This is a genomic window from Marinobacter flavimaris (assembly GCF_002933295.1).
In the GTDB taxonomy this organism is placed as follows: domain Bacteria; phylum Pseudomonadota; class Gammaproteobacteria; order Pseudomonadales; family Oleiphilaceae; genus Marinobacter; species Marinobacter flavimaris.
In genome coordinates, this window is record NZ_PSSW01000007.1 from 22,545 (window position 1) to 42,127 (window position 19,583).

The window sequence follows — 19,583 nt, forward strand, 5'->3', positions numbered from 1 at the left end:
CCCTGCTGTTTGTTGGCCTGGTCAGTCCTGCTGCGATGCCGACTGCTTGATCCCTAGCCGTTCATTGACGGCATCCCGGATCTCTCGGTAACGCTCGGGATTTTTCGCCAGGAAATCCAGATTGTCCTCGGGGAATATCTCTTTTTTCTTTTTGCCGGCTTCCTCACTGGTAAAAATAGACGGCAAAAGCTGTTCAAGGCAACGTAGCATGACTTCCGGCGATACCGACGCTCCGGGCGATGCCCCCAGGAGCGTGCCGTAGGTCTTGTCTTTCGAGACGAGGATCTCTGTACCCATTTGCAGATCTCCGTCGCGGATGATCTGAACCCGCTGCCCGGCCTCAACGGCTTTCCAGTTGAACTTCTTGCTCATGCCCGGTGCGAAACTGTCCAGCTCCTCGAACATGCTCTTTTCACCCTTGAAGGTCTCTGAAACCAGATATTTGACCAACGGGAAGTGCTCAATGGCGACATTCAGCAGGCTCGGGATATCGTGGAGGCGCATGGAGCGGAGGTAGTCCAGGAACCCCCGGCCCCGCTCCAGCACCGGTTTAAAGGAGGCAAAAGGACCAAACAGAAGATAATACCTTCCATCCGAAACCCGGAGGTCCAGATGGGGAACGGACATCGGAGGTGCACCCACTTTCGCCTTTCCGTAAGTTTTCGCTCTGTACTGCTCGGCCTGCTCGGCGGTGATCTCGGCCTGCAGGAACCGGCCGCCAACGGGAAAACCGGTAAAGCGGCGCGCGAATGGCAAGTGGCTCTTTTTCAGAATCGGGAAAGCCCCTCCGCCGGCACCGACGAAAAGAACGTCGGCCTTGTAGCGGCGATCAACGCCCCTGCTCTGGGTTTCCACAAGCCAACTTCCGGCGGGGCTGCGATGCACTCGCTTGACGTGCGTCCCGTATTCAATTTTCACCCCAAGATCGTCAACAGCATGCTTGGCCATTTGCTCTGTGAGGGCGCCAAAGTTGACGTCCGTGCCCGTCTCGATAACGGTCGCCGCCATTTTCTCGTGTCTGGGCCGCTCCTCCATGGTGTATGGAATCCAGCTCTTGATCTCGTCGAAATCCTCGGAGTAACGCATCTGTTCGAAGAAATGGTGGGACGACATCTCATTGAACCGGAGCTTCAGTTCCTGAATAGAAGGCTCGGAGACGATGGTGCAGTGCTTGGTCTGGTTGATAAACGATTTGGGGTCTTTGATGGCCCCTTTCTGGATCAGGTACGCCCAGAACTGCTTGGCCACATTGAACTGAGCGTGAATCTTCACCGCCTTTTCGACTGAAATAACCTCTTCGTCCACCGGCGTATAGTTCAGCTCACAATTCGCCTCATGCCCGGTTCCGGCGTTATTGAACACCCAGGAATTGCCTGCCCCGGGGCCATCCAGTCTCTCGAGAATGGTGATATCCAGTTCCGGTGCCAGTTCTTTCGCTAGAGTCGCGAAAGTTGTGCCCATGATCCCTGCGCCAATGATAATTACGTTCATTAAAACCTACCCGCGTGAGTCGAATGTCTGAACAAGGTTGGAAAAGTGTGTGTATTGACGGTAGCACGCTTCGGCAGACACGGAAAACGCGTGCCGAGCGTTCTTTAACAAAGGAAAATTCTGAACAGAAGGGTCTACCCCTGTTTCGCAGTTTACGTTAAGGTAAACATGAACTGGCGGGAATCACACCAGATTTCGCCAGGCTGTCTACAATGACATTAACTACACTCCCACAAGGAGTGTTTGTTCCTCAGGCCACTACCCCAGGAAGAGGATTATGACAACAACAAAGTCCAAAGTTGTGTATTCCCCAGTGTTTACCGACGGTGCGGAATTCCGGATTCCCACCTTCAAGCTCCTGAAACAGGACGGCAAGCTCTACAAGAGCGCCAAAGCTCCTGATCTCGACAAAGACAAGGCCCTCCGCATATACCGGGCCATGGTCACTACCCGAATTCTTGACGAGCGAATGCTTGCTGCCCAACGGCAGGGCCGCTTGAGCTTTTACATGCAGTGTACCGGCGAAGAAGCTGCCGTGATCGGCAGTGCGGCAGCACTGGACGATGGCGACATGATCATGGCGCAGTACCGGGAGCAAGGTGCCCTGGCCTACCGCGGCTTTACCATTGATGAATTCATGAACCAGTTGTTCGGCAACGAGATGGACTATGGCAAGGGCCGCCAGATGCCGGTCCACTATGGTTCGAAGAAGCTGAACTACATGACCATTTCCTCGCCGCTGGCCACCCAGATTCCCCAAGCCGCGGGCTATGCCTATGGTCAGAAACTCAGGGGCGAAGGTCTCTGCACCATTACCTATTTTGGTGAAGGCGCTGCCTCGGAAGGCGACTTTCACGCTGCCCTGAACATGGCTGCGGTTCATCGGGTGCCGGTGATCTTCCTGTGCCGCAACAACGGGTACGCCATTTCCACGCCGGCCGCCGAACAGTTTGCTGCCGACGGCGTTGCACCCCGGGCTTACGGTTACAAGATGGACGTGATCCGCGTGGATGGAAACGACATTCTTGCCATGTACCAGGCCACTCAGGAAGCCCGCAAACTGGCCGTGGAACACAACCGTCCGGTATTGATCGAGGCCATGAGCTATCGCCTGGCCGCCCACTCCTCCTCGGACGACCCCTCCGGCTATCGCAGCAAGGATGAAGAAGCAGTTTGGCGCGAGAAAGATCCTATCCTGCGTATGCGCCTCTGGCTGGAAAGCAAGAAATGGTGGAGTGATGACGACGAAAAGCAGCTGCAGGAAAACATGCGCCGCGAAGTACTGGAAACGATGAAACGTGCCCAGAAGCGTCCACCACCACCGCTCGAATCCCTGGTAAGCGACGTCTACGACGAAGTGCCACCTGCCCTGGTTGAGCAGTTCGAAAAATTGAAAGCGCACATCGGCCGTCACCCGGACGAATACCCGAAGAGTGCCGAACACGCCAAGGGAGGAGCTTGAGATGTCGAAGATGAATATGCTCCAGGCCATCAACAATGCCCTCGACACCGCCATGGCGGAGGACGAGCGGGTTCTGTGTTTCGGTGAGGATGTCGGCGTTTTTGGCGGCGTATTCCGTGCCACCAGCAACCTGCAACAGAAATACGGCAAAGCCCGCTGCTTTAACACGCCTCTGGTAGAGCAAGGCATCATCGGGTTTGCCAACGGCCTGGCCGCACAGGGTTCGGTGCCGGTGGCCGAGATCCAGTTTGCCGACTACATTTTTCCGGCCTTCGATCAGATCGTGAACGAATCCGCCAAGTTCCGCTACCGTTCAGGCAACCTGTTCAACGTGGGCGGACTGACCATTCGCGCCCCCTACGGCGGCGGCATTGCCGGCGGCCTGTACCACTCCCAGTCACCGGAGGCCTACTTTGCCCATACCCCGGGCCTGAAAATCGTAGTACCGCGCAACCCGCATCAGGCCAAAGGGCTGCTGCTTGCCGCTATCCACGATCCCAACCCGACCCTGTTCTTTGAGCCCAAGCGCCTGTACCGGGCCTCGGTGGGTGAAGTGCCGGATGAAGACTATCGCCTGCCCCTGGGCGAAGCCGAAGTCACCAAGGAAGGCACGGACGTCACGATTCTGGGCTGGGGCGCCCAGATGGAAGTGATTGACCAGGCCGTGGAACGGGCCGAGAAAGATGGCATTTCGTGCGAAGTCATCGACCTCAGGACGATTCTGCCCTGGGATGTGGAAACCGTCGCCAACTCCGTGTTCAAGACCGGACGGCTGGTGGTCACCCACGAAGCTCCCCTGACCGGCGGATTCGCCGGTGAAATCGCCGCCACGATTCAGGAGCGCTGTTTCCTGTATCTGGAGTCTCCGATCGCACGGGTAACCGGGATGGACACCCCCTTCCCGCTGGTGCTGGAAAAAGAGCACCTGCCCAACCATCTGAAGGTCTATGAGGCCATCAGGGCGAGCGTTGAATTCTAGGCTGATATCAGGACAGGAGAGTGACTATGAGTGATTTTATACTGCCCGATATCGGCGAAGGTATCGTGGAATGTGAACTGGTCAAATGGCTGGTCAGCGAAGGCGATGTGATTGATGAGGATCAACCAGTCGCCGAGGTAATGACCGACAAGGCCCTGGTGGAGATTCCTGCACCCTACAAAGGCCGCGTGACACGCCTTTACTACAAGGAAGGCGACATCGCCAAAGTCCATGCCCCGCTGTTCGAGCTGGTGGATGAAAGCGAAAGCAGTGGTCAGGCGTCAGCGGCCAGTTCTCCGGAACCTGCCGAAGCAAAGCCGGCTCCCGAGGCGGAAAAACAGCCGGCCTCCGGCGCCGAATCGGACGATAACGCCACCGAAGACTTTATCCTGCCGGATATCGGCGAGGGTATCGTTGAGTGCGAGGTGGTGGAATGGCGCGTTGCCGAAGGTGACGAAATCGAGGAAGACCAGCCTGTTGTGGATGTTATGACCGACAAGGCCATGGTCGAGATTACCGCCCCTAAAGCCGGGCGCGTCACCAAGCTTTATCACCAGCAGCAGGCCATGGCCAAGGTTCATGCCCCGCTGTTTGCGTTCATTCCCCGGGATCGTGAAGAGCCGGAGGAAGCTAGAACCAAACCCGAGCCCGCGGCTCAACTCTCAACCGCGACAGCCTCGCCTGTCGCTGCGGCCAGCCGACAGCGTATTCCGGCCAGCCCTGCCGTTCGCCGTCTGGTTCGGGAGCATGAGCTCAACCTCTCGGATATTCAGGGATCCGGCAAAGATGGCCGTGTTCTGAAAGCCGATGTACTGGCTCATATCGAGGAAGGCCCGAAACCGGCCCAAAACCAGGCTCCCGCCGACGATGCGCAAACGGCCACCACCAGAAGTGCCCGCAGGGCGCCTGCCGCCGATCAGGAAGCGCGAGTCGAACCCATCCGCGGAATAAAAGCTGCGATGGCGAAAAGCATGGTCAAATCGGCCACCACCATTCCTCACTTTATCTACAGCGAGGATATTGATGTCACCGATTTGCTCAAGTTGCGGGAACAACTGAAACCGGAGGCAGAAGCGCGGGGCTCAAGGCTGACGCTCATGCCCTTCTTCATGAAGGCCATGGCCCTGGCGGTTCAGGAATTCCCGGTACTTAACAGCCAGCTCAACGATGATGTCACGGAGATTCACTACCTGCCCCAGTGCAATATCGGTATGGCGGTGGATGGCAAAGCCGGCCTGACGGTGCCGAACATCAAAGGCGTGGAGAGCCTCTCGTTGTTGGGCATTGCCGACGAGGTTGCGCGCCTGACCGAAGCAGCCCGATCTGGCCGCGTTAGCCAGGAAGACCTCAAGGGCGGCACCATTACGATCTCCAACATTGGCGCATTGGGCGGAACTTACACCGCGCCCATTATCAACGCGCCGGAAGTGGCCATCGTTGCCCTTGGGCGCACCCAGAAACTGCCCCGGTTTGATGCCAACGGCCAGGTGGTGGAGCGCGCCATCATGACCGTGAGCTGGGCCGGCGACCATCGCATTATCGACGGCGGCACCATCGCCCGGTTCTGCAACCGCTGGAAGGGCTACCTCGAATCGCCTCAAACCATGCTCCTGCATATGGGCTGACGTTTCATCATGGCGCAGAAGACGCAACTGCAGCAGTTCTACATACCCGAAGAGCAGTCGATCTACCTGCTCAGCCATGATGATGCCAAAAAGCTCAAAGACTGGGTGGCGCTCTGCGCTGCCCAGCTCCGCCAACTCGGCTACCTGGACATAGAGCTGATTGGCAAGGGTGCTTACGGCTTTGTATTCTCAGGCCGCCTGCCCGGCACCGCAGCCGGGGGCCCGGAACATGTTTTCAAATTCACCCGCATCAATCTGCCTCGGCATCTTCAGGACCGGCTTGAAGATGAAGCCTACATTCTGGAGCAGGTCCGCCACCCCAGAGTCCCGCGGCTGATTTCCTACCAGCGAGCCAATAACCAGCCGATTCTGGTGATGGAGCGTGCTGCCGGATTAAATCTGGAAGAGGTTTCCCTGCGTGATGGTCGTCTGAAACCACGGCTCATCATGCGCATCGCGGACCAGTTGGCCGACATCCTGCGTAATCTGCGGCGCGAAAATGGCCCGGCCGGCAGGCCAATTGTTCATGGCGATATCAAACCTTCCAATCTGGTCTTCGACGCCAGCAATGAAAACATTGCCCTGATTGACTGGGGCTCCTCCGTGTTTGCTCAGTTGGACGCCAACCAGCAATTCATCACCGCCAACGTGATGGAGCTGATGTCCGACAACCTTCAGCAAACCAACGCCCGGCTCGGCGATGTCTATTTTATCGGCGAGGAACAGCTCAACGGCGGGCTGTCGTCTCCCCGTTTCGATGAACAGGGAGCAGCCGGCACGCTCTACGCCCTGGCGTCAGCCCAATCCTGCCGTTTTGGCCATCGGGCCATCCCGGCCACCTCACTGGGACTGCCCATGGAATTCGCCCGCATGCTGGATGGCATGCTATCCCAGGATCCGGACACTCGCCGCAAAGCCGGCGATTACTACCTGACAGAGATGCCGCGTATGGCCCGCACGGTGATGATTGACCTGCCGGAAACCCCGGTCGCGGCCCAGGTACCCGTGTGGGTGCGTGCCTCTGATCAGGAAATTGACACCGTGGTTTACAGCTCGCGTAAATCCTTTCTCAGGGAGGAAGGCGCACCGGAAACCCTGAACGACGTCAATGACGTACAGCTGGACCGCTACTACAAGAATTTCATGCAGGGCATGGGCGAAACCGAAAAGGCGTTTCTGGCAGCCGTGAGCCGGCTCGGGCGCTACCCGGTGGAAGGTGGACTAGCGGTGCGCTGGGAAACCGATGGCATCTACATCGACACTTCCCTGAATCTGCACGATCCTGCCTTGAAGTCGGCGTTTGTGCAGGCCGTCAACAATATGGTCTACCTGGCCCAGGCGATTTATCGCAAGGGGATTTTCAAAAGCTGTCTGTTCAACGCCCGCAATACCCTGCACGTTGATCGCGATGAACCAACCCACTCCTTTGTTGTATCACCGGATATGAAATTGCACTACGAGGTAAGCCCCGCGCCGGAAGTAGAAGACGAAAGCCGGGTCCACTCCTACTTCGAGGATGGCCCGGATCCGGAGGAATTCCTGGTGTTACCCGACACCATTATCCATGCCCTCGAAGAGCTTAACGCCATTCATCATACCGGCATGATCATCTTCGAGGCCTTGCCCCGCCATCTCAAAATCCACAGCCATTACCGGCTCCTGGATCCGGACCGGGAACAGGAGTTCCGCCGACTACTGGACGTAATCCTGTCATCGGTGGAACAGATTAGCGGCCTGGGTGTCTCCGGATTCATGAAAATGCCCTACAAGGACACCCGCTTCTTCCCTCACATCGAACGCCTCCCTGAGCGGTATTACCCACGCAATCCAAGGACCGAGCTCGCGTAAACCTCGGCCCAGACTCGCTTTTCCATGTCCGATTTTTCGGACGCAATTGTCCGTTAAATCCAACACATTCAGCCCAGCACGCCGCCAACTGTCCAGTACACCGGACACTTCACGCTAAAAACGGGAAAGCAAACCCTCCATATCATTAAAAAACCCTTATTTTCAGTGAGTTGGCTAACTGGCACGGTTTCTGTATTCAAGCCGGTCACAATTATAAAAACTGCCTGAAGAACAAATCGTTAAGTATTCGGTTTTTCACCTTCTCGGACAATAATAAGGAACATCTATGCGTTTACTCTTCCTGGCTCTTTTGCTGGTCAGCCCCTTGTGCTTTGGCAAAACCGTCGTCATCATCCAGAGTTACCACCTCGAGTACAAATGGGACGCGGACTATATCGATGCGGTCCGCTCCGTACTCGGTCAGGATCACGACCTTCACGTGTTCGAACTCGACACCAAGCGCCTTTCGAAACCGGAATGGCCACAGAAAGTGGCTGAAATTCAGAGAAAGATTGCAAACGTTAACCCCGACGTTGCCATTCTGGGTGATGACAACGCCTTTACCTTGATGGCTGATCACCTGGTAGAGCAGCAGATTCCGGTGGTATTTCTTGGTGTCAATGGCGGCCCTGTTCAGCACCCTACCCTTGAGCACCCGCTGGTCACTGGCATCCTCGAACGTCCGTTTTTCTCGGAGAGTATCCGTCACCTGAGGAAGATACTCCGGCAGAAAGAGCGTTTCCTTGTGCTGATGGATGACTCACCTACCATGCGTAATGCGGTGAACGAGTACTTTGGTGACAAGCGTCAGGCCACGATCTATGGTTCCGAACTGGACATCGTTCTGACTAACGACAGGGACACCTGGTTGGACACGGTCTTGAATGCCCATGAGCGCTACGATGCTGTTGTGCTGGGCACCCACCACACAATCCGCGATAAAGATGGCCAGTACGTCATACCGCATGATCTCTTGAAGGACGCCTTTTATCGGGCGCAACTCCCCCTGTTTTCGTTCTGGGATATCTTTGTTGGCGAAGAACAAAGCATCGGCGGATTCACTATCTCGGCCAAACAAGAGGGGCTCACCGCAGCCAGGCTGGCCTCGTTGATCCTCAATGGCATGAGACCCGATCAGATACCGCAGCTTAAATCCCTAAGTGGGCATTACGTGTACAGTGCGAGCGGCCTTGAACACTGGAATCTTGATCTCTCCCCCATGATTGCGAGCCAGGCCAACTTTGTCGAGTAACCGGGGCGCCGCTCAACCAGAGACGGCTGCGCCCAAATGAAACACCGGCCTTAAGGCTTCAGGTTTCAGTGGCGCTGCCGATAATCACTAAAACAACTTACTGAAGGATGACGTTTTGGCTTCCTCTGTCCTCTCATCTATAGAGCGTAAACTGGGTGTCCCAGGGAAACTGTTGATTGCGCCGGTATTCATTCTTTTGCTCTTTGCCTCGGTAACTTTTTTCAGTGTTTATGAATTCCAGGAACTAGACCGTCGAATGAACACCGTCGCCAGGGACTTGGCACCGGACACCTCTATTGGGACCGAATCGGTCATCAGCGTCTATCGGATGCGCCTGCGTGTTTTCGACTATTTCACCACTGGCGATGAAGAAACCCTTGCCCACTTCGGCGAGCTAGAAGCCGAGTTCAATGAGGTGATGGCGAGAGCGCAGGAGAACATCCAGGACCCTGATGCGGCCAAACTGGTGGATCGGATCAAGACCACCACCGATGAATACATCAAGGCATTCCAGAACGAGCTGGTTCCGGCCAAACGCCAGGTCCTGAAAATTATCAAGGATGAGCTGGACGTATACGGTCCAAATGCCACCAAGGCATTGCGGATGGCCCTTAACGGGGTTGCCAACCGGGAACCCGAAAGCGATTTGAGGGCCGGCCTTGAGCAACTGCTGAACGATGCCATGGTCATGCAATTGACCGCCCAACGCTACCTGACCAACGGCGATGAGGGTTCCCGCAAGGCTCTCGGTTGGGCCATAGAAGACCTGACCGATGCACTGGAGCTGCTGCAACCTGAAAATGGCCCGGACTTTGTGCAGGTGTACATGCAAACCGTTGTCGAAGAGCTGGCAAACTATCAGGCTGCAGTTCAGAGAATGGTGGAACAGCAGAATATCGTCGTCAGCGTCAAGGCAGACCGACTCGATGTACTCGGGCCCGAAATCGCCCGCATGGCGCGCGAGTTGGAGGCCAGTATTTTCGCGTCTCTCGAGATGGAAGCGGATGAGGCAACGGCTGCCACTGATCTTGCACTCAAATTCACGCTCATCGCTTTTGTGGCTTCTGCGGTTCTCGGATTGATCGTTGCGGTATTGATGAGTCGCTTGATGGGCTCAAGCGTGAAGCGTGCGAAAACAGAAATTCTGGGCTACCTCGACGACATCGCCAACAATAACGGCGACTTGTCCACCAGGCTGACCCCGGGTCGCCCAGACGAAATCGGTGACTTCATCGACGCAGTCAACACCTTCCTTCAAACGCTCGAGGAAACGATTTCCCGAATTGTGACGGCGTCTCGCCAACTGACCGGCGAGTCCGAATCACTTTCCGGTATCACAGAGCGTACAACAGCCAATTCGGAGCAACAGCGCGACCAGATCACGCAGGTGTCTGCCGCCATGCAGGAAATGGTGTCCACCTCCGAAGAGATCGCCTCGAACACCAGCGAAACTGACGAATCGGCCCGTAAGGCCTCATCGCTTGCGGATTCCGGACAAGAAACCGTTGGCTCTGCCATTCGGGCGGTTACCAACCTCGCCAATCAGGTTGAGAAGGGGTCTACCCGGATCCAACAACTGGAGAACGAATCGGCCGAAATCGGCAATGTGCTGGCTGTTATCCAGAGCATTGCTGAGCAAACGAATCTCCTTGCGCTCAATGCCGCCATTGAGGCGGCTCGAGCCGGTGACGCCGGACGGGGATTTGCCGTGGTTGCCGATGAAGTTCGAGGACTGGCCAAGCGCGTTCAGGAATCAACCGTCGATATCGAGCGGATTGTGTCCCAGCTCCAGAGTGGCGCGGCCGGCGCAGTAGTGGACATGAGCAAGGCCAAGCAGATGGCCGAAGAGGCCAGCGAGGAGGCAAGCAAGTCGGGCGAAGCCTTGACGGATATTCTCGCGGCGGTCAACAGCATCGTTGAAATGACCACCCAGATTGCGAGTGCAACCGAGCAGCAGAGAGCGACCGCCGCGGAGATGACCCAGAATGTGGAAATAAGCAGTGGCGCAATTGAGGAACTGGCCGGAGACATTTCCCAGGTGAATCACTCAAGCCGCTCTCTGGCGAACATGGCTGATGAATTGAATACGCTCGTGCGACGCTTCAGGGCCAGTGAATCCTGAACACACAATGGTTGCAGATGTTAACCAATTCACGAGAGCGCAGATGATTACCTGATACCTTTGGGTTTCAAGTTACACAATGTAACCGGAAACGGACTGCCCGGAGGTATCCCGCCATGACGCGCTCTCAATCACCCAGGAGGCAAGGCGTTCGCGGCCCTGTCATTGCCATGCTGACAGCGGCTGCCTGCCTCGGCACTGCTCAAGCCGCCGAACCCGAAAAAGTCATTTTCGCCGCCGAAAATGCACTTTACGGTGCCGGTCATGATATCGGACGCGCGGATGGCTGGATTGATGAGCAACTCCGAGCTGCCATACGCGCCTATCAAGCTCAAAATGGGCTGCAAACCAACGGCAACCTGGATACGGCAACACTGAAAGCGCTCGGCGTGACCAAAACATCCAGCGCACCCATCACTGCAAATTCAGTCGGCAGTCGAAAGGCGTCATTGGCACAGCTCGGTTTGTCCCTCCCCGAGCCCGCGCCCAATACCCCGACCATTGCCAGGGCTGAACCAAAGCCTGCACCAGAACCTACCCCGGACCCCATTCAAAAATCTTCCGAACAGGGCGAGCCAACAACTTCGCTCGATGCCGAACCTGATGAAAACCAGATAGTTACTGAGGTACCCTCGAAAAAACCTGAAGTGAAGGCACAAGAAAAAGTGGCGGAAGCAGCCCCGAAAGCGCCCGAACCGGTAGCTTCAGAGCACCCTGCTCCGACTTCAGCTCCAACTTCAGCTCCAGCTCCCGCGCCGGAACCTGCGGTCGCCGAGGAAACAACACCAGAAGCCACCAAAGAACCAGACCCGGTGCTGGCCCAGCTCCCTGCAGAGCCCACCAGTGCGGGACCTGCCGAGCCGAAAGCAGCGGATACGAAGAAAGCCCAGCCAATCGAGGGAGAAACCACTGCATCGACAAATTCCGCGGTTGCCGATAATTCTCAGAGCACCGGCGGCGGGTTTTTCGCCGTCTTATTCGATTTCTTTTTTGGCTGGCTGGTGTGAGCGTCAGCTCTGCAACCGGTCTTTAAAGACTTTCCAGTCAATCACGTTGCCGTCGGAATCGAAGTGGACGTATCCGCGGAAACTCGGGTCATCTTCCCAGGCCTTCACAAAGCCTACGGTTTCACCGGAGTCTGAGACGATCTCAAAGGCTTCGCTGCGGGCATTGGCAATGTCTTTATCAGGCTCTGTATCTGAACGCTTGAGGCTTACGGAAGAGTCTAGGGGCAAGTTACTTTGAAGGAATTCCTGGATCATCGTCAAGCTCTCCTTTCAGGGTGAACCGGTGTGGTTCTGGAGGTAGCGTAACTATAGGACGATCCGCTAGAAGAGAATACAGATTCAGATCAATTTTCTTAGATTTTTTCGAGATAAAAGGGCTTTAAGAACAATGGGATATTTCATTCTTGTGACAGTCTGTAACCTTCTGGGCTGATTATTTTTCAACCAGTTCAGAAGGTTACCGAAAGCAGAGTCGATCAGTCACGAGGATCAGAATTTCCAGAACGGAGTGCTCAGTTTCTGTTCAACCAGTTCAGGGGAAAATCCCACATCGTTCAGCAACCGACGATCCATAGTCATCACAAGATGGATAAAGTTGCGCTTCATCCGCCAGCCTTTGTAAAGCGAAGCAGCTCTTTTCATTTCATTACTCCTTGGTCAACCCAGAATATTGGTCTCCGAAAACCGGGACCTTGTTTAATTAGGGTCCTATTCTAAGCTTGACGAGGAGCTTTCTGAATACTTGGAAACCCCTATAAACAGGGGCTCCAAGCATTATTGGGTGTCAGAATTGTGTACTTTTGATGGCAGTCTTATGACGCCTTGGCGTTTGAAAGTAACACTTGGTAAAGGTCATCTTTCAGCTGTGCGCGTTTCTGCTTCATGCGGTGGAGTTTGTCGTCACCGATGGGAGAATCCCTCTTTTCCAGCCCTTCAATTTCGTGGTCGAGATGCGTGTACTCCTGAAGCTTTTCGTTGAACTTGAGATCATTGTTCTTGAGTTCCTGAATCAGTTCTCGGTACTGCGGGAATTCTACGTGAAGCTCATGGCTGGAAATGCCCATCGTATTCCTCTCCTCTTCTTTGCAGAGTGTTGATCAAGGCTGATCACCTTCAGCATAGACGAGCGTGCCAGTTTCTGGGCGTCTTTGACAAATCGCTAATTACGCACGACGTTGCATGGGTATAGCATGTTAGTACGTTATCCAGTTACGCCTCGGGACACTTGCGAATGACCTTTGCACGAATTACCGGCACCGGTTCCTACCTGCCTGAAAACATTGTTACCAACAAAGACCTCGAAAAAATGGTCGACACCACCGACCAGTGGATTCGCGAGCGCACGGGAATCGAAAGACGTCATATTGCCGTTGAAGGCCAGACCACGGTGGATCTGGCGGAACAGGCCGCGAAAAACGCCATTGAAGCCGCTGGCATCAAGGCAGAAGATATTGATCTGATCGTGTTTGCCACCTCCACTCCGGACAAGATCTTCCCAAGCTCTGCATGCCTCCTCCAGGCGCGCCTGGGCATCCATGGCTGCCCTGCCTTTGATATTCAGGCTGTCTGCAGTGGATTTGTTTACGCCCTGGCAACGGCAGAAAAGTTCATCAAGACCGGAAGCAGCAAGAAAGCCCTGGTTATCGGCGCCGAGGTGTTCTCCCGCATCATTAACTGGGAAGACCGTGGTACGTGTGTCTTGTTCGGCGATGGTGCCGGCGCGGTGATCCTGGAGGCCGACGAAGAAACCGGCATCCTTTCCACCCATATCCATGCCGATGGCCAGTATGCCGATTTGCTGCACGTTCCCTGCGGTATTGCCGATGGCTACGACCAGGTCAAGGCCGGGCGAGCATTTGTGGAAATGAAAGGCAACGAAGTGTTCAAGGTAGCGGTCAACACCTTGGGCAAGATCGTTGATGAAACCCTGGCAGCCAACCAGATGCAGAAATCCGAGATCGACTGGCTGGTTCCGCACCAGGCCAACCTTAGAATCATCTCGGCCACGGCAAAGAAACTGAACATGTCCATGGATCAGGTTGTCGTAACGGTTAATGAGCACGGCAACACGTCCGCTGCATCTATCCCCCTCGCCCTTGATGTGGCTGTGCGAGATGGGCGGATCAAGCGCAACGAGGTGCTTCTCCTTGAGGCTTTTGGCGGCGGATTTACCTGGGGCTCTGCACTGCTCCGTTACTGATCGGCCAGCTTTCTCATCACCACTCGTTTTGAACCAAAGACGGGCTTCAGCTTTTGTTGAAGCCCGTTTTTTCATTGTGTTTACCGCACCCTGTCAGATAGACTGTATTTTTATACAGTACCAATAACGCTCACTGCGAGGAATAACCATGGCAGTACAAGCAGTCTACTTTTCTGATAGGGACGGCCTGGATATGGCACTGAAAAATCCTGAGACGATGCTGTTCACTTCAAAAGCCGAAGCCGACGCCCGGGACAAAGTGCTCGAACTGGCGGAGGAAATTCAGGTATTCCTTGGCCGCAAGGTTGAAGGCCTGGGCGACGATCTGGCCGAACGCTGTGCCATGGCCATAGCGGAGGACAAAGACCTGTTCCAGAAAGCTCTCAAAAAGCCCGAGCTGCTGAACGCAGAACAGGAATAGCAGGACAGGGGCGGCGTGGCCGCCCTTCTCTCATGCCACGGCTACCCAGTTGCCATTGTCGTAACGCGCTACGCCTTGGCCAGACATCCGGTGCAGACTGACCCACTGGTTTTCAACCAGAGCCGCCACATCTGGCTGGCGACGCAACACAGATTCGATCCGATCTTCCCGCGCATCAATCAGAACAGTAAGACGAACCGGTTCATGACGCCAATGCGTGCCATCGTGAACGGACTGCAGCGGCAGTCCAATTCTCAATCGTGCGTTATTACCTTCGACAACGCCGACATTCCCGCCAACCACGGAGTGCAGGAGCTTGTTACCCGAGCCATACACTTCGGGAACCGTTACCGAAGCAAAGTACTGAAGGTTGATCCAGTTGGCGACGATCATTGGTGCCGCCAGCAAAGCCTCCAGAAGGCCGCCATCTTCGTCCAGAGTTGGATCGTAATCGTGCAGGAATACGCGGCCGGACAGGTTGCAGCCCCGGGTCTTGCTGCGCTTCGCGAAGATAATTGCCGCGTTATTGGCCAGCCCCCACTCCGGACGAACTTCTGACCAGTCCCGGGTCCGGGTTTCCATGGCCTGCTTGAGGTTATCGTCGTCCAACCCGTTCAATTTCAGCGGCGTTGCCCGCTCTTTGCGAGCCCGGATGCCGGCTGTTTCGAATCCGGCTTCCAGATCTGCCAGGTGCTGCATGTGCGAATCCGGGATAAGATGGCGATCAGCAATCGTTACCTTGTCCGTCGCTGTGCAGTGCTCGGCAGCGACCGCCCAGGTGAAGTCCGGAATTCTGATACCTTCGTCGGCAAGCCCCGCCCTGACCTGTGGATCATTGACCAGGCTTGCTGCAAGCCGGGCGTTCACGCCGCCGCTCTGGCCGCCACATGCACCACAGTCGAGACCAGCCTGGTTCGGGTTGTTATCGGTATGACTGCCATGGCCAACCAGTACCAGCAAAGGCGCGAAACCACTGGTCAGAGACATCCCGCGGAGCATATTGGCCGCCAGCGCAACCCTCTCGGCATCAGAGAGCGGATCGCCTCCGTGGCTATGGACCAGACGCCCCTCTACATTTTGGTCAGGGCGGGTTTTGTGGCCCTTTTTCAAAGTGTCTTTCACCAGTTTCCAGGCCCAGGCCAAACCGGTGGTCTCAACCAGTGTGAACGTCGACAAGCTGGTGTATTTCGCCTTTCTGACTGATTCACGGGCGATCTCTCTCTGATCGAGAGAGCGATTCACTGCCAGATCCTCTCGCAGGCTGCCCTTGGTATCAATCAACCGGAAAGACGCGGGCAACAGGCCCGGCAGTCGGCGGGCCGGGGCAAGCGGTCCGTGTTGCTGATGATCGATTGGCATTCCGAAAAAACCGGCGAATCCGAGCGTCTGCACGTCGGGGCACACTGCTTCAAGGTGGCGTCGCATCACTTCGGAGCGAACATCGATACAGAAAACCGCCTGGGCTGCGGGAATGCCACGCCCGGAGTCTGGCAACGCCTGCTTGAGCGGCCCAGATTCAAGTGCCTGCCACAAGGTGCGCTGGTAACCAATCTCGAAGGCTCGCTGCCACACCCACAGCCTGCTGCGGTCATCGTAGTCGCCCCTGCGACTCGCGCGGGCTCTCTGCCTCCGCCACTCTGCTTTCTGTGCCGTCGAGGCGAAGGCTACCCCTGCGGACTCCCAGACCAGCATGATCGCCAGAATGTCCTCACACCGATCGGATGAACGCCCCTCAAGGCCTGCCCGCCAGTCTTCTCCGCGACACCAGGAGGCCCAGCCGTTCACTCTCAACAACAGGCTATGGCACAGCGCTTCCAACTCATCTCCACGAGCGCCGATCCGATTCAGCGCCTCCTGTACTGCCTGATCCCTGCCGTCCGGAACCGTCTTGAAGAACGCACGGCCCCCTTTCAACCCGGTCGTAAAATCAAGCGCCAGGTCCTGCCTGACTGATTCAAGCCAAAAACCGAACAGGCCCCCATTGGCCTGGTTGCCCGAAACGGACCATCGGCTCTGGCGCTGATCGAAAAAGGCGCCGCAAACGCGAGAAACCTGGTCGCAAACGATGTCAGTCAGAACACCGGCCTCCTCGTGGGCATTCGTAACCGCAAAGGTATCCAGAATAGAACCGCGCAATGGCGCAGTTATGGCCCCCTTTCGACCCAGCCAATCAAGGTACCAGACGGTATTCCGCTCATCGCCGCGCTCCGCAATACTTGCCCTCAGATCGTCTTCCCGAATCCGGCCACCTTCCCAGGCTTCCCGATAAAACTCGGTTGGCATAAGCATACTGAAACCCGCGCGCTCGTTGAGCACCTGGTCAACCCGCGGGGCCGGAAAGTGTCTCAGCCCCCAGAACGGATTCACCGCTATCCACTGGTCAAGCGGCCAGACAGGAGCGATCAGGTCGCAGGCTTGTTTAACCGGTTTACGCCAGTCATCGCTCAGCCACTGCAGTTCCGGTAACGGGGCGCTTACATCGCTCATGATCTCTCCTCCAGTCTGAACGGATGATGCGGAACCCTGCGGAACATGGCCGGCACCTTCAAAGCCTCCGCCGCCAGGAAGCGGGTCAACCGATCAAAGGGCAGTTCCAGGTAAAGCCCCTGACGAAAATGAACGCTCAGAGCACGGGTGGCCGGGAAGCGAGCACCGAATACAATCATCAAAGAGCACACGGCGAGCAGCGTGACCAGAGTGGCGCCCGTTCCCAGAGCAATGCCGGGGATGGCAAACCCTTCCTGCTCGGGAACGGCCGGGCCGATGAGAAGGTGCAACAATGAGTACAGCGGAACCAGGAGCACTGCCAGTCCTGCAAGCTTCAGCTTCACCGCTTTGGTTGCTCCGGCTGGGATGCCCGTGGCGGCCGCCGATACCGCCAGCACCAGCAATGCTCCGAAAACCGGATTGTTTTCCACGATCCACGGGAACTGAACCAGGATCGCCGCCGCCAACAGGCCGGTAAGCCCGGCCCAGGAAAGCCGGTTGGCAGAGGGAGATTCGGGAAAACGCGTTGCTGCCGATACCGCCACCGTGCGACCGGAAGCCAGGAACGAATGCGCCTTGTACAGCGAATGGGCCAGTAGATGCAGCAGTGCCAGTGTGTAGGCCCCCATGCCAATTTCAAACAGCATAAAGCCCATCTGCGCACAGGTTGACCAGGCAAGAGCATGTTTGACCGAGTACTGGGTCATCATGGTGAGAACCGCAACGACCGCCGTCATGCCGCCGATCACGAGCAGAATCATGTGGCCGGCCGTAAAGCCGTCGAACACCGGGAATAAACGAAGCCAGAGGAAACCGCCAAGATTGATAACCCCGGCATGGAGCAGCGCAGACACAGGCGTGGGAGCCTCCATAACGCGGATGAGCCAGCCGTGAAAGGGAATCTGGGCGCACTTGAGAACCGCCGCCAGAGCCAGAACCACCGAGGCAACTGTCAGCGCTGTTGAGCCACCGGCTCGGGCGCCCTCATTCTGGACCATGTCTGGCAGGTAAAACGTGCCGTAATTCAGGTAGAGCGCCACCACACCAGATACCACCAGCGCATCCCCCACCCGGCTGACGATGAACTTCTGCACCGCCGCCATTCGCGCCTGGGGCCGGTCCTGATAGAGGGTGAGCAAATGATGCAGGGCCAGACTGACACCAATCCAGGCGCCTGCCAGAATCAGCAGATGATTGGTAAACACCAGTACCAGAACAGAGGCAACCGTCACCAGAAACCAGGGAAGAAAACGGTCACGGCCAGGGTCCTGGCTGAGGTAGTTGTCTGCAAACCGAAGAATGACCCAGCCGATAAACGCCACCATCGTGGCCATCCAGACCGCTATCCCGTCTGGATACAGGCCGAAGCGCCCACCCAGGGTGGCCAGACGATTGCTGTCGTCTCCTGTAAAGGGCTGAGTCAGGAGGAGGATTCCCATCACGACCGAAACGGCCATGGAAGCCAACAATGCCCATCCGGCAAGTCGCCAGCAGTGGTTCACTTTCAGAGGATTCTTCAGCCAGCCAGTCAACCCGGCAAGCAGGAAGAGACCGACCGGCAGCAGCAGCCAGAGTGCGAGGATCGAGAGCAATGAAAATTCGGCGATTGGATTCATACTTGCAAACCTCCTGATTGCAAGTACTTTGCCGATCCTCGTCACATATAAAAAATGGTTTATACTTATCAGATCATTCGTTTTTAGAGAACGAAACCACATGAAGCTGAATTACCATCACCTTTACTACTTCTGGAAGGTCGCGCGAACCGGCCACCTGACGCGGGCAGCGGACTCGCTGCATATTTCCCAGTCGGCGCTGTCGGGTCAGATACGCAAGCTGGAAGACAGCCTGGGACACGACCTCTTCATTCGCGAGGGGCGGCGTCTCAAGCTGTCTGAAGCCGGGAGAATGGCATTCTCCTACGCCGAGGAGATCTTCCGCCAGGGTGAGGAACTGACGGCATTATTCGCCTCCGGCGCTCAACCAAACCGCGAGATACTCCGGATCGGGGCGGTGGCCACCCTCTCCCGTAACTTCCAGGAAGGCTTTCTGCAGCCGCTGTTGAACCGGGAGGACCTTGAGCTGAGCCTGCAAAGTAGCCACATGGATGAGCTGCTAAGACGCCTTTCGGCGCATCGACTGGACCTGATCCTCGCAAACCAGGCGGTACAGGGAGATGAACAGAATCCCTGGCGGTCACGACTGATTGCCAAACAGCCGGTCAGCATCATCGGGCCGCGGGGAATAGACGTTCAGGGCGATTTTGTCGACGTACTGCGTGGCCGGAGCCTGATTGTGCCGGGCCCGGACAACAACATACGCCAGGCCTTCGATCAGTTGTGCGAGTATCACAGGCTGCGTCCCAACATCGCCGCCGAGGTGGATGACATGGCGATGATGCGACTTCTCACCCGGGATACCGGTCATTTCGCCATCATGCCTCCGGTGGTCGTGCGCGACGAAATGAAGAGCGGAACCCTTGCAGACTACGGCGCCCTGCCAGGCGTCTTCGAGGAGTTCTATGCCATCAGTATCCGACGCCAGTTCGAGACGCCGGCACTCAGGGAACTGCTATCCCAGACTCAGGACAATTATCTGACCCGGACGCCGATTGGTCATTCTGACTAGCCCGAGTGGCGAAAAATGTCATCCATAAGGCTGACTTACATCCGTATACTGAAGCAGAAAG

General features: G+C 56.3%; 16 protein-coding genes. 10 read left to right on the forward strand and 6 right to left on the reverse strand.

What is annotated here, in order from left to right; all coding sequences use genetic code 11:
- Window positions 1–21: 21 nt before the first annotated feature.
- On the reverse strand, window positions 22–1,491 hold the full coding sequence (locus MDHKLMBL_RS13415; protein WP_104271007.1) for a malate:quinone oxidoreductase: 1,470 nt from the start codon (window positions 1,489–1,491) through the stop codon (window positions 22–24).
- Window positions 1,492–1,768: 277 nt separating this feature from the next.
- On the opposite strand from MDHKLMBL_RS13415, the gene MDHKLMBL_RS13420 reads away from it, so the two are divergent.
- The 7 genes from MDHKLMBL_RS13420 (at window position 1,769) to MDHKLMBL_RS13450 (ending at window position 11,786) form a co-directional block, all read left to right on the forward strand.
- A complete protein-coding gene (locus tag MDHKLMBL_RS13420; protein WP_104271008.1) occupies window positions 1,769–2,953 on the forward strand; it encodes a thiamine pyrophosphate-dependent dehydrogenase E1 component subunit alpha in 1,185 nt (394 codons plus the stop codon).
- Between the two features lies 1 nt (window position 2,954).
- Window positions 2,955–3,932: an alpha-ketoacid dehydrogenase subunit beta gene (locus tag MDHKLMBL_RS13425; RefSeq protein WP_014577016.1), complete on the forward strand. Its 978-nt coding sequence runs from the start codon at window positions 2,955–2,957 to the stop codon at window positions 3,930–3,932.
- 26 nt (window positions 3,933–3,958) lie between these two features.
- The gene (locus MDHKLMBL_RS13430) at window positions 3,959–5,557 is read left to right on the forward strand and encodes a dihydrolipoyllysine-residue acetyltransferase (RefSeq protein ID WP_104271009.1); all 1,599 of its coding nucleotides are present in this window, start codon (window positions 3,959–3,961) and stop codon (window positions 5,555–5,557) included.
- 9 nt (window positions 5,558–5,566) lie between these two features.
- A complete protein-coding gene (locus MDHKLMBL_RS13435) occupies window positions 5,567–7,405 on the forward strand; it encodes a protein kinase family protein (protein ID WP_104271010.1) in 1,839 nt (612 codons plus the stop codon).
- A gap of 286 nt (window positions 7,406–7,691) precedes the next feature.
- The gene (locus tag MDHKLMBL_RS13440) at window positions 7,692–8,657 is read left to right on the forward strand and encodes an ABC transporter substrate-binding protein (RefSeq protein ID WP_104271011.1); all 966 of its coding nucleotides are present in this window, start codon (window positions 7,692–7,694) and stop codon (window positions 8,655–8,657) included.
- Window positions 8,658–8,913: 256 nt separating this feature from the next.
- A complete protein-coding gene (locus tag MDHKLMBL_RS13445) occupies window positions 8,914–10,779 on the forward strand; it encodes a methyl-accepting chemotaxis protein (RefSeq protein WP_241956236.1) in 1,866 nt (621 codons plus the stop codon).
- 116 nt (window positions 10,780–10,895) lie between these two features.
- Window positions 10,896–11,786 (forward strand): peptidoglycan-binding domain-containing protein, encoded by an 891-nt coding sequence (locus tag MDHKLMBL_RS13450; protein WP_241956237.1) that lies wholly within the window; start codon window positions 10,896–10,898, stop codon window positions 11,784–11,786.
- Window positions 11,787–11,789: 3 nt separating this feature from the next.
- Here the strand turns inward: MDHKLMBL_RS13450 and MDHKLMBL_RS13455 are convergent, their stop codons facing one another.
- From MDHKLMBL_RS13455 to MDHKLMBL_RS13460, 3 genes are all read right to left on the reverse strand, one after another.
- Complete coding sequence (locus tag MDHKLMBL_RS13455) at window positions 11,790–12,041, reverse strand: hypothetical protein (RefSeq protein WP_008171147.1); 252 nt, start codon at window positions 12,039–12,041, stop codon at window positions 11,790–11,792.
- 234 nt (window positions 12,042–12,275) lie between these two features.
- Window positions 12,276–12,428, reverse strand: a complete 153-nt coding sequence (locus MDHKLMBL_RS21005; protein ID WP_008171150.1) for a hypothetical protein — start codon at window positions 12,426–12,428, stop codon at window positions 12,276–12,278.
- 170 nt (window positions 12,429–12,598) lie between these two features.
- The gene (locus MDHKLMBL_RS13460; RefSeq protein ID WP_008171152.1) at window positions 12,599–12,850 is read right to left on the reverse strand and encodes an HP1242/YdcH family protein; all 252 of its coding nucleotides are present in this window, start codon (window positions 12,848–12,850) and stop codon (window positions 12,599–12,601) included.
- 167 nt (window positions 12,851–13,017) lie between these two features.
- Between MDHKLMBL_RS13460 and MDHKLMBL_RS13465 the strand changes: the two genes are divergently transcribed.
- A complete protein-coding gene (locus tag MDHKLMBL_RS13465) occupies window positions 13,018–13,986 on the forward strand; it encodes a beta-ketoacyl-ACP synthase III (protein ID WP_062784387.1) in 969 nt (322 codons plus the stop codon).
- Window positions 13,987–14,134: 148 nt separating this feature from the next.
- Window positions 14,135–14,407, forward strand: a complete 273-nt coding sequence (locus tag MDHKLMBL_RS13470; RefSeq protein ID WP_008171158.1) for a YebG family protein — start codon at window positions 14,135–14,137, stop codon at window positions 14,405–14,407.
- A gap of 30 nt (window positions 14,408–14,437) precedes the next feature.
- Here the strand turns inward: MDHKLMBL_RS13470 and MDHKLMBL_RS13475 are convergent, their stop codons facing one another.
- Both MDHKLMBL_RS13475 and MDHKLMBL_RS13480 read right to left on the reverse strand, forming a co-directional pair.
- Complete coding sequence (locus MDHKLMBL_RS13475; RefSeq protein WP_104271014.1) at window positions 14,438–16,894, reverse strand: YbcC family protein; 2,457 nt, start codon at window positions 16,892–16,894, stop codon at window positions 14,438–14,440.
- Complete coding sequence (locus MDHKLMBL_RS13480) at window positions 16,891–18,510, reverse strand: NADH-quinone oxidoreductase subunit L (protein WP_104271015.1); 1,620 nt, start codon at window positions 18,508–18,510, stop codon at window positions 16,891–16,893. The genes MDHKLMBL_RS13475 and MDHKLMBL_RS13480 overlap by 4 nt, the downstream gene beginning before the upstream one ends.
- Window positions 18,511–18,610: 100 nt before the next feature.
- Here MDHKLMBL_RS13480 and MDHKLMBL_RS13485 point away from each other — a divergent pair, with 100 nt between their 5' ends.
- Entirely contained in the window at window positions 18,611–19,522 is a 912-nt protein-coding gene (locus MDHKLMBL_RS13485; RefSeq protein ID WP_014577006.1) for a LysR family transcriptional regulator, read from the forward strand.
- Window positions 19,523–19,583 lie beyond the last annotated feature (61 nt).

Bases quoted from the DNA above. Each gene is read 5' to 3' on its own strand.
- MDHKLMBL_RS13440 (WP_104271011.1), top strand. From the start codon at position 7,692: ATGCGTTTACTCTTCCTGGCTCTTTTGCTGGTCAGCCCCTTGTGCTTT.
- MDHKLMBL_RS13420 (WP_104271008.1), top strand. From the start codon at position 1,769: ATGACAACAACAAAGTCCAAAGTTGTGTATTCCCCAGTGTTTACCGAC.
- MDHKLMBL_RS13475 (WP_104271014.1), bottom strand. From the start codon at position 16,894: ATGAGCGATGTAAGCGCCCCGTTACCGGAACTGCAGTGGCTGAGCGAT.
- MDHKLMBL_RS13485 (WP_014577006.1), top strand. From the start codon at position 18,611: ATGAAGCTGAATTACCATCACCTTTACTACTTCTGGAAGGTCGCGCGA.
- MDHKLMBL_RS13480 (WP_104271015.1), bottom strand. From the start codon at position 18,510: ATGAATCCAATCGCCGAATTTTCATTGCTCTCGATCCTCGCACTCTGG.
- MDHKLMBL_RS13435 (WP_104271010.1), top strand. From the start codon at position 5,567: ATGGCGCAGAAGACGCAACTGCAGCAGTTCTACATACCCGAAGAGCAG.
- MDHKLMBL_RS21005 (WP_008171150.1), bottom strand. From the start codon at position 12,428: ATGAAAAGAGCTGCTTCGCTTTACAAAGGCTGGCGGATGAAGCGCAAC.
- MDHKLMBL_RS13425 (WP_014577016.1), top strand. From the start codon at position 2,955: ATGTCGAAGATGAATATGCTCCAGGCCATCAACAATGCCCTCGACACC.
- MDHKLMBL_RS13465 (WP_062784387.1), top strand. From the start codon at position 13,018: ATGACCTTTGCACGAATTACCGGCACCGGTTCCTACCTGCCTGAAAAC.
- MDHKLMBL_RS13430 (WP_104271009.1), top strand. From the start codon at position 3,959: ATGAGTGATTTTATACTGCCCGATATCGGCGAAGGTATCGTGGAATGT.
- MDHKLMBL_RS13415 (WP_104271007.1), bottom strand. From the start codon at position 1,491: ATGAACGTAATTATCATTGGCGCAGGGATCATGGGCACAACTTTCGCG.
- MDHKLMBL_RS13460 (WP_008171152.1), bottom strand. From the start codon at position 12,850: ATGGGCATTTCCAGCCATGAGCTTCACGTAGAATTCCCGCAGTACCGA.
- MDHKLMBL_RS13445 (WP_241956236.1), top strand. From the start codon at position 8,914: ATGAACACCGTCGCCAGGGACTTGGCACCGGACACCTCTATTGGGACC.
- MDHKLMBL_RS13455 (WP_008171147.1), bottom strand. From the start codon at position 12,041: ATGATCCAGGAATTCCTTCAAAGTAACTTGCCCCTAGACTCTTCCGTA.
- MDHKLMBL_RS13450 (WP_241956237.1), top strand. From the start codon at position 10,896: ATGACGCGCTCTCAATCACCCAGGAGGCAAGGCGTTCGCGGCCCTGTC.
- MDHKLMBL_RS13470 (WP_008171158.1), top strand. From the start codon at position 14,135: ATGGCAGTACAAGCAGTCTACTTTTCTGATAGGGACGGCCTGGATATG.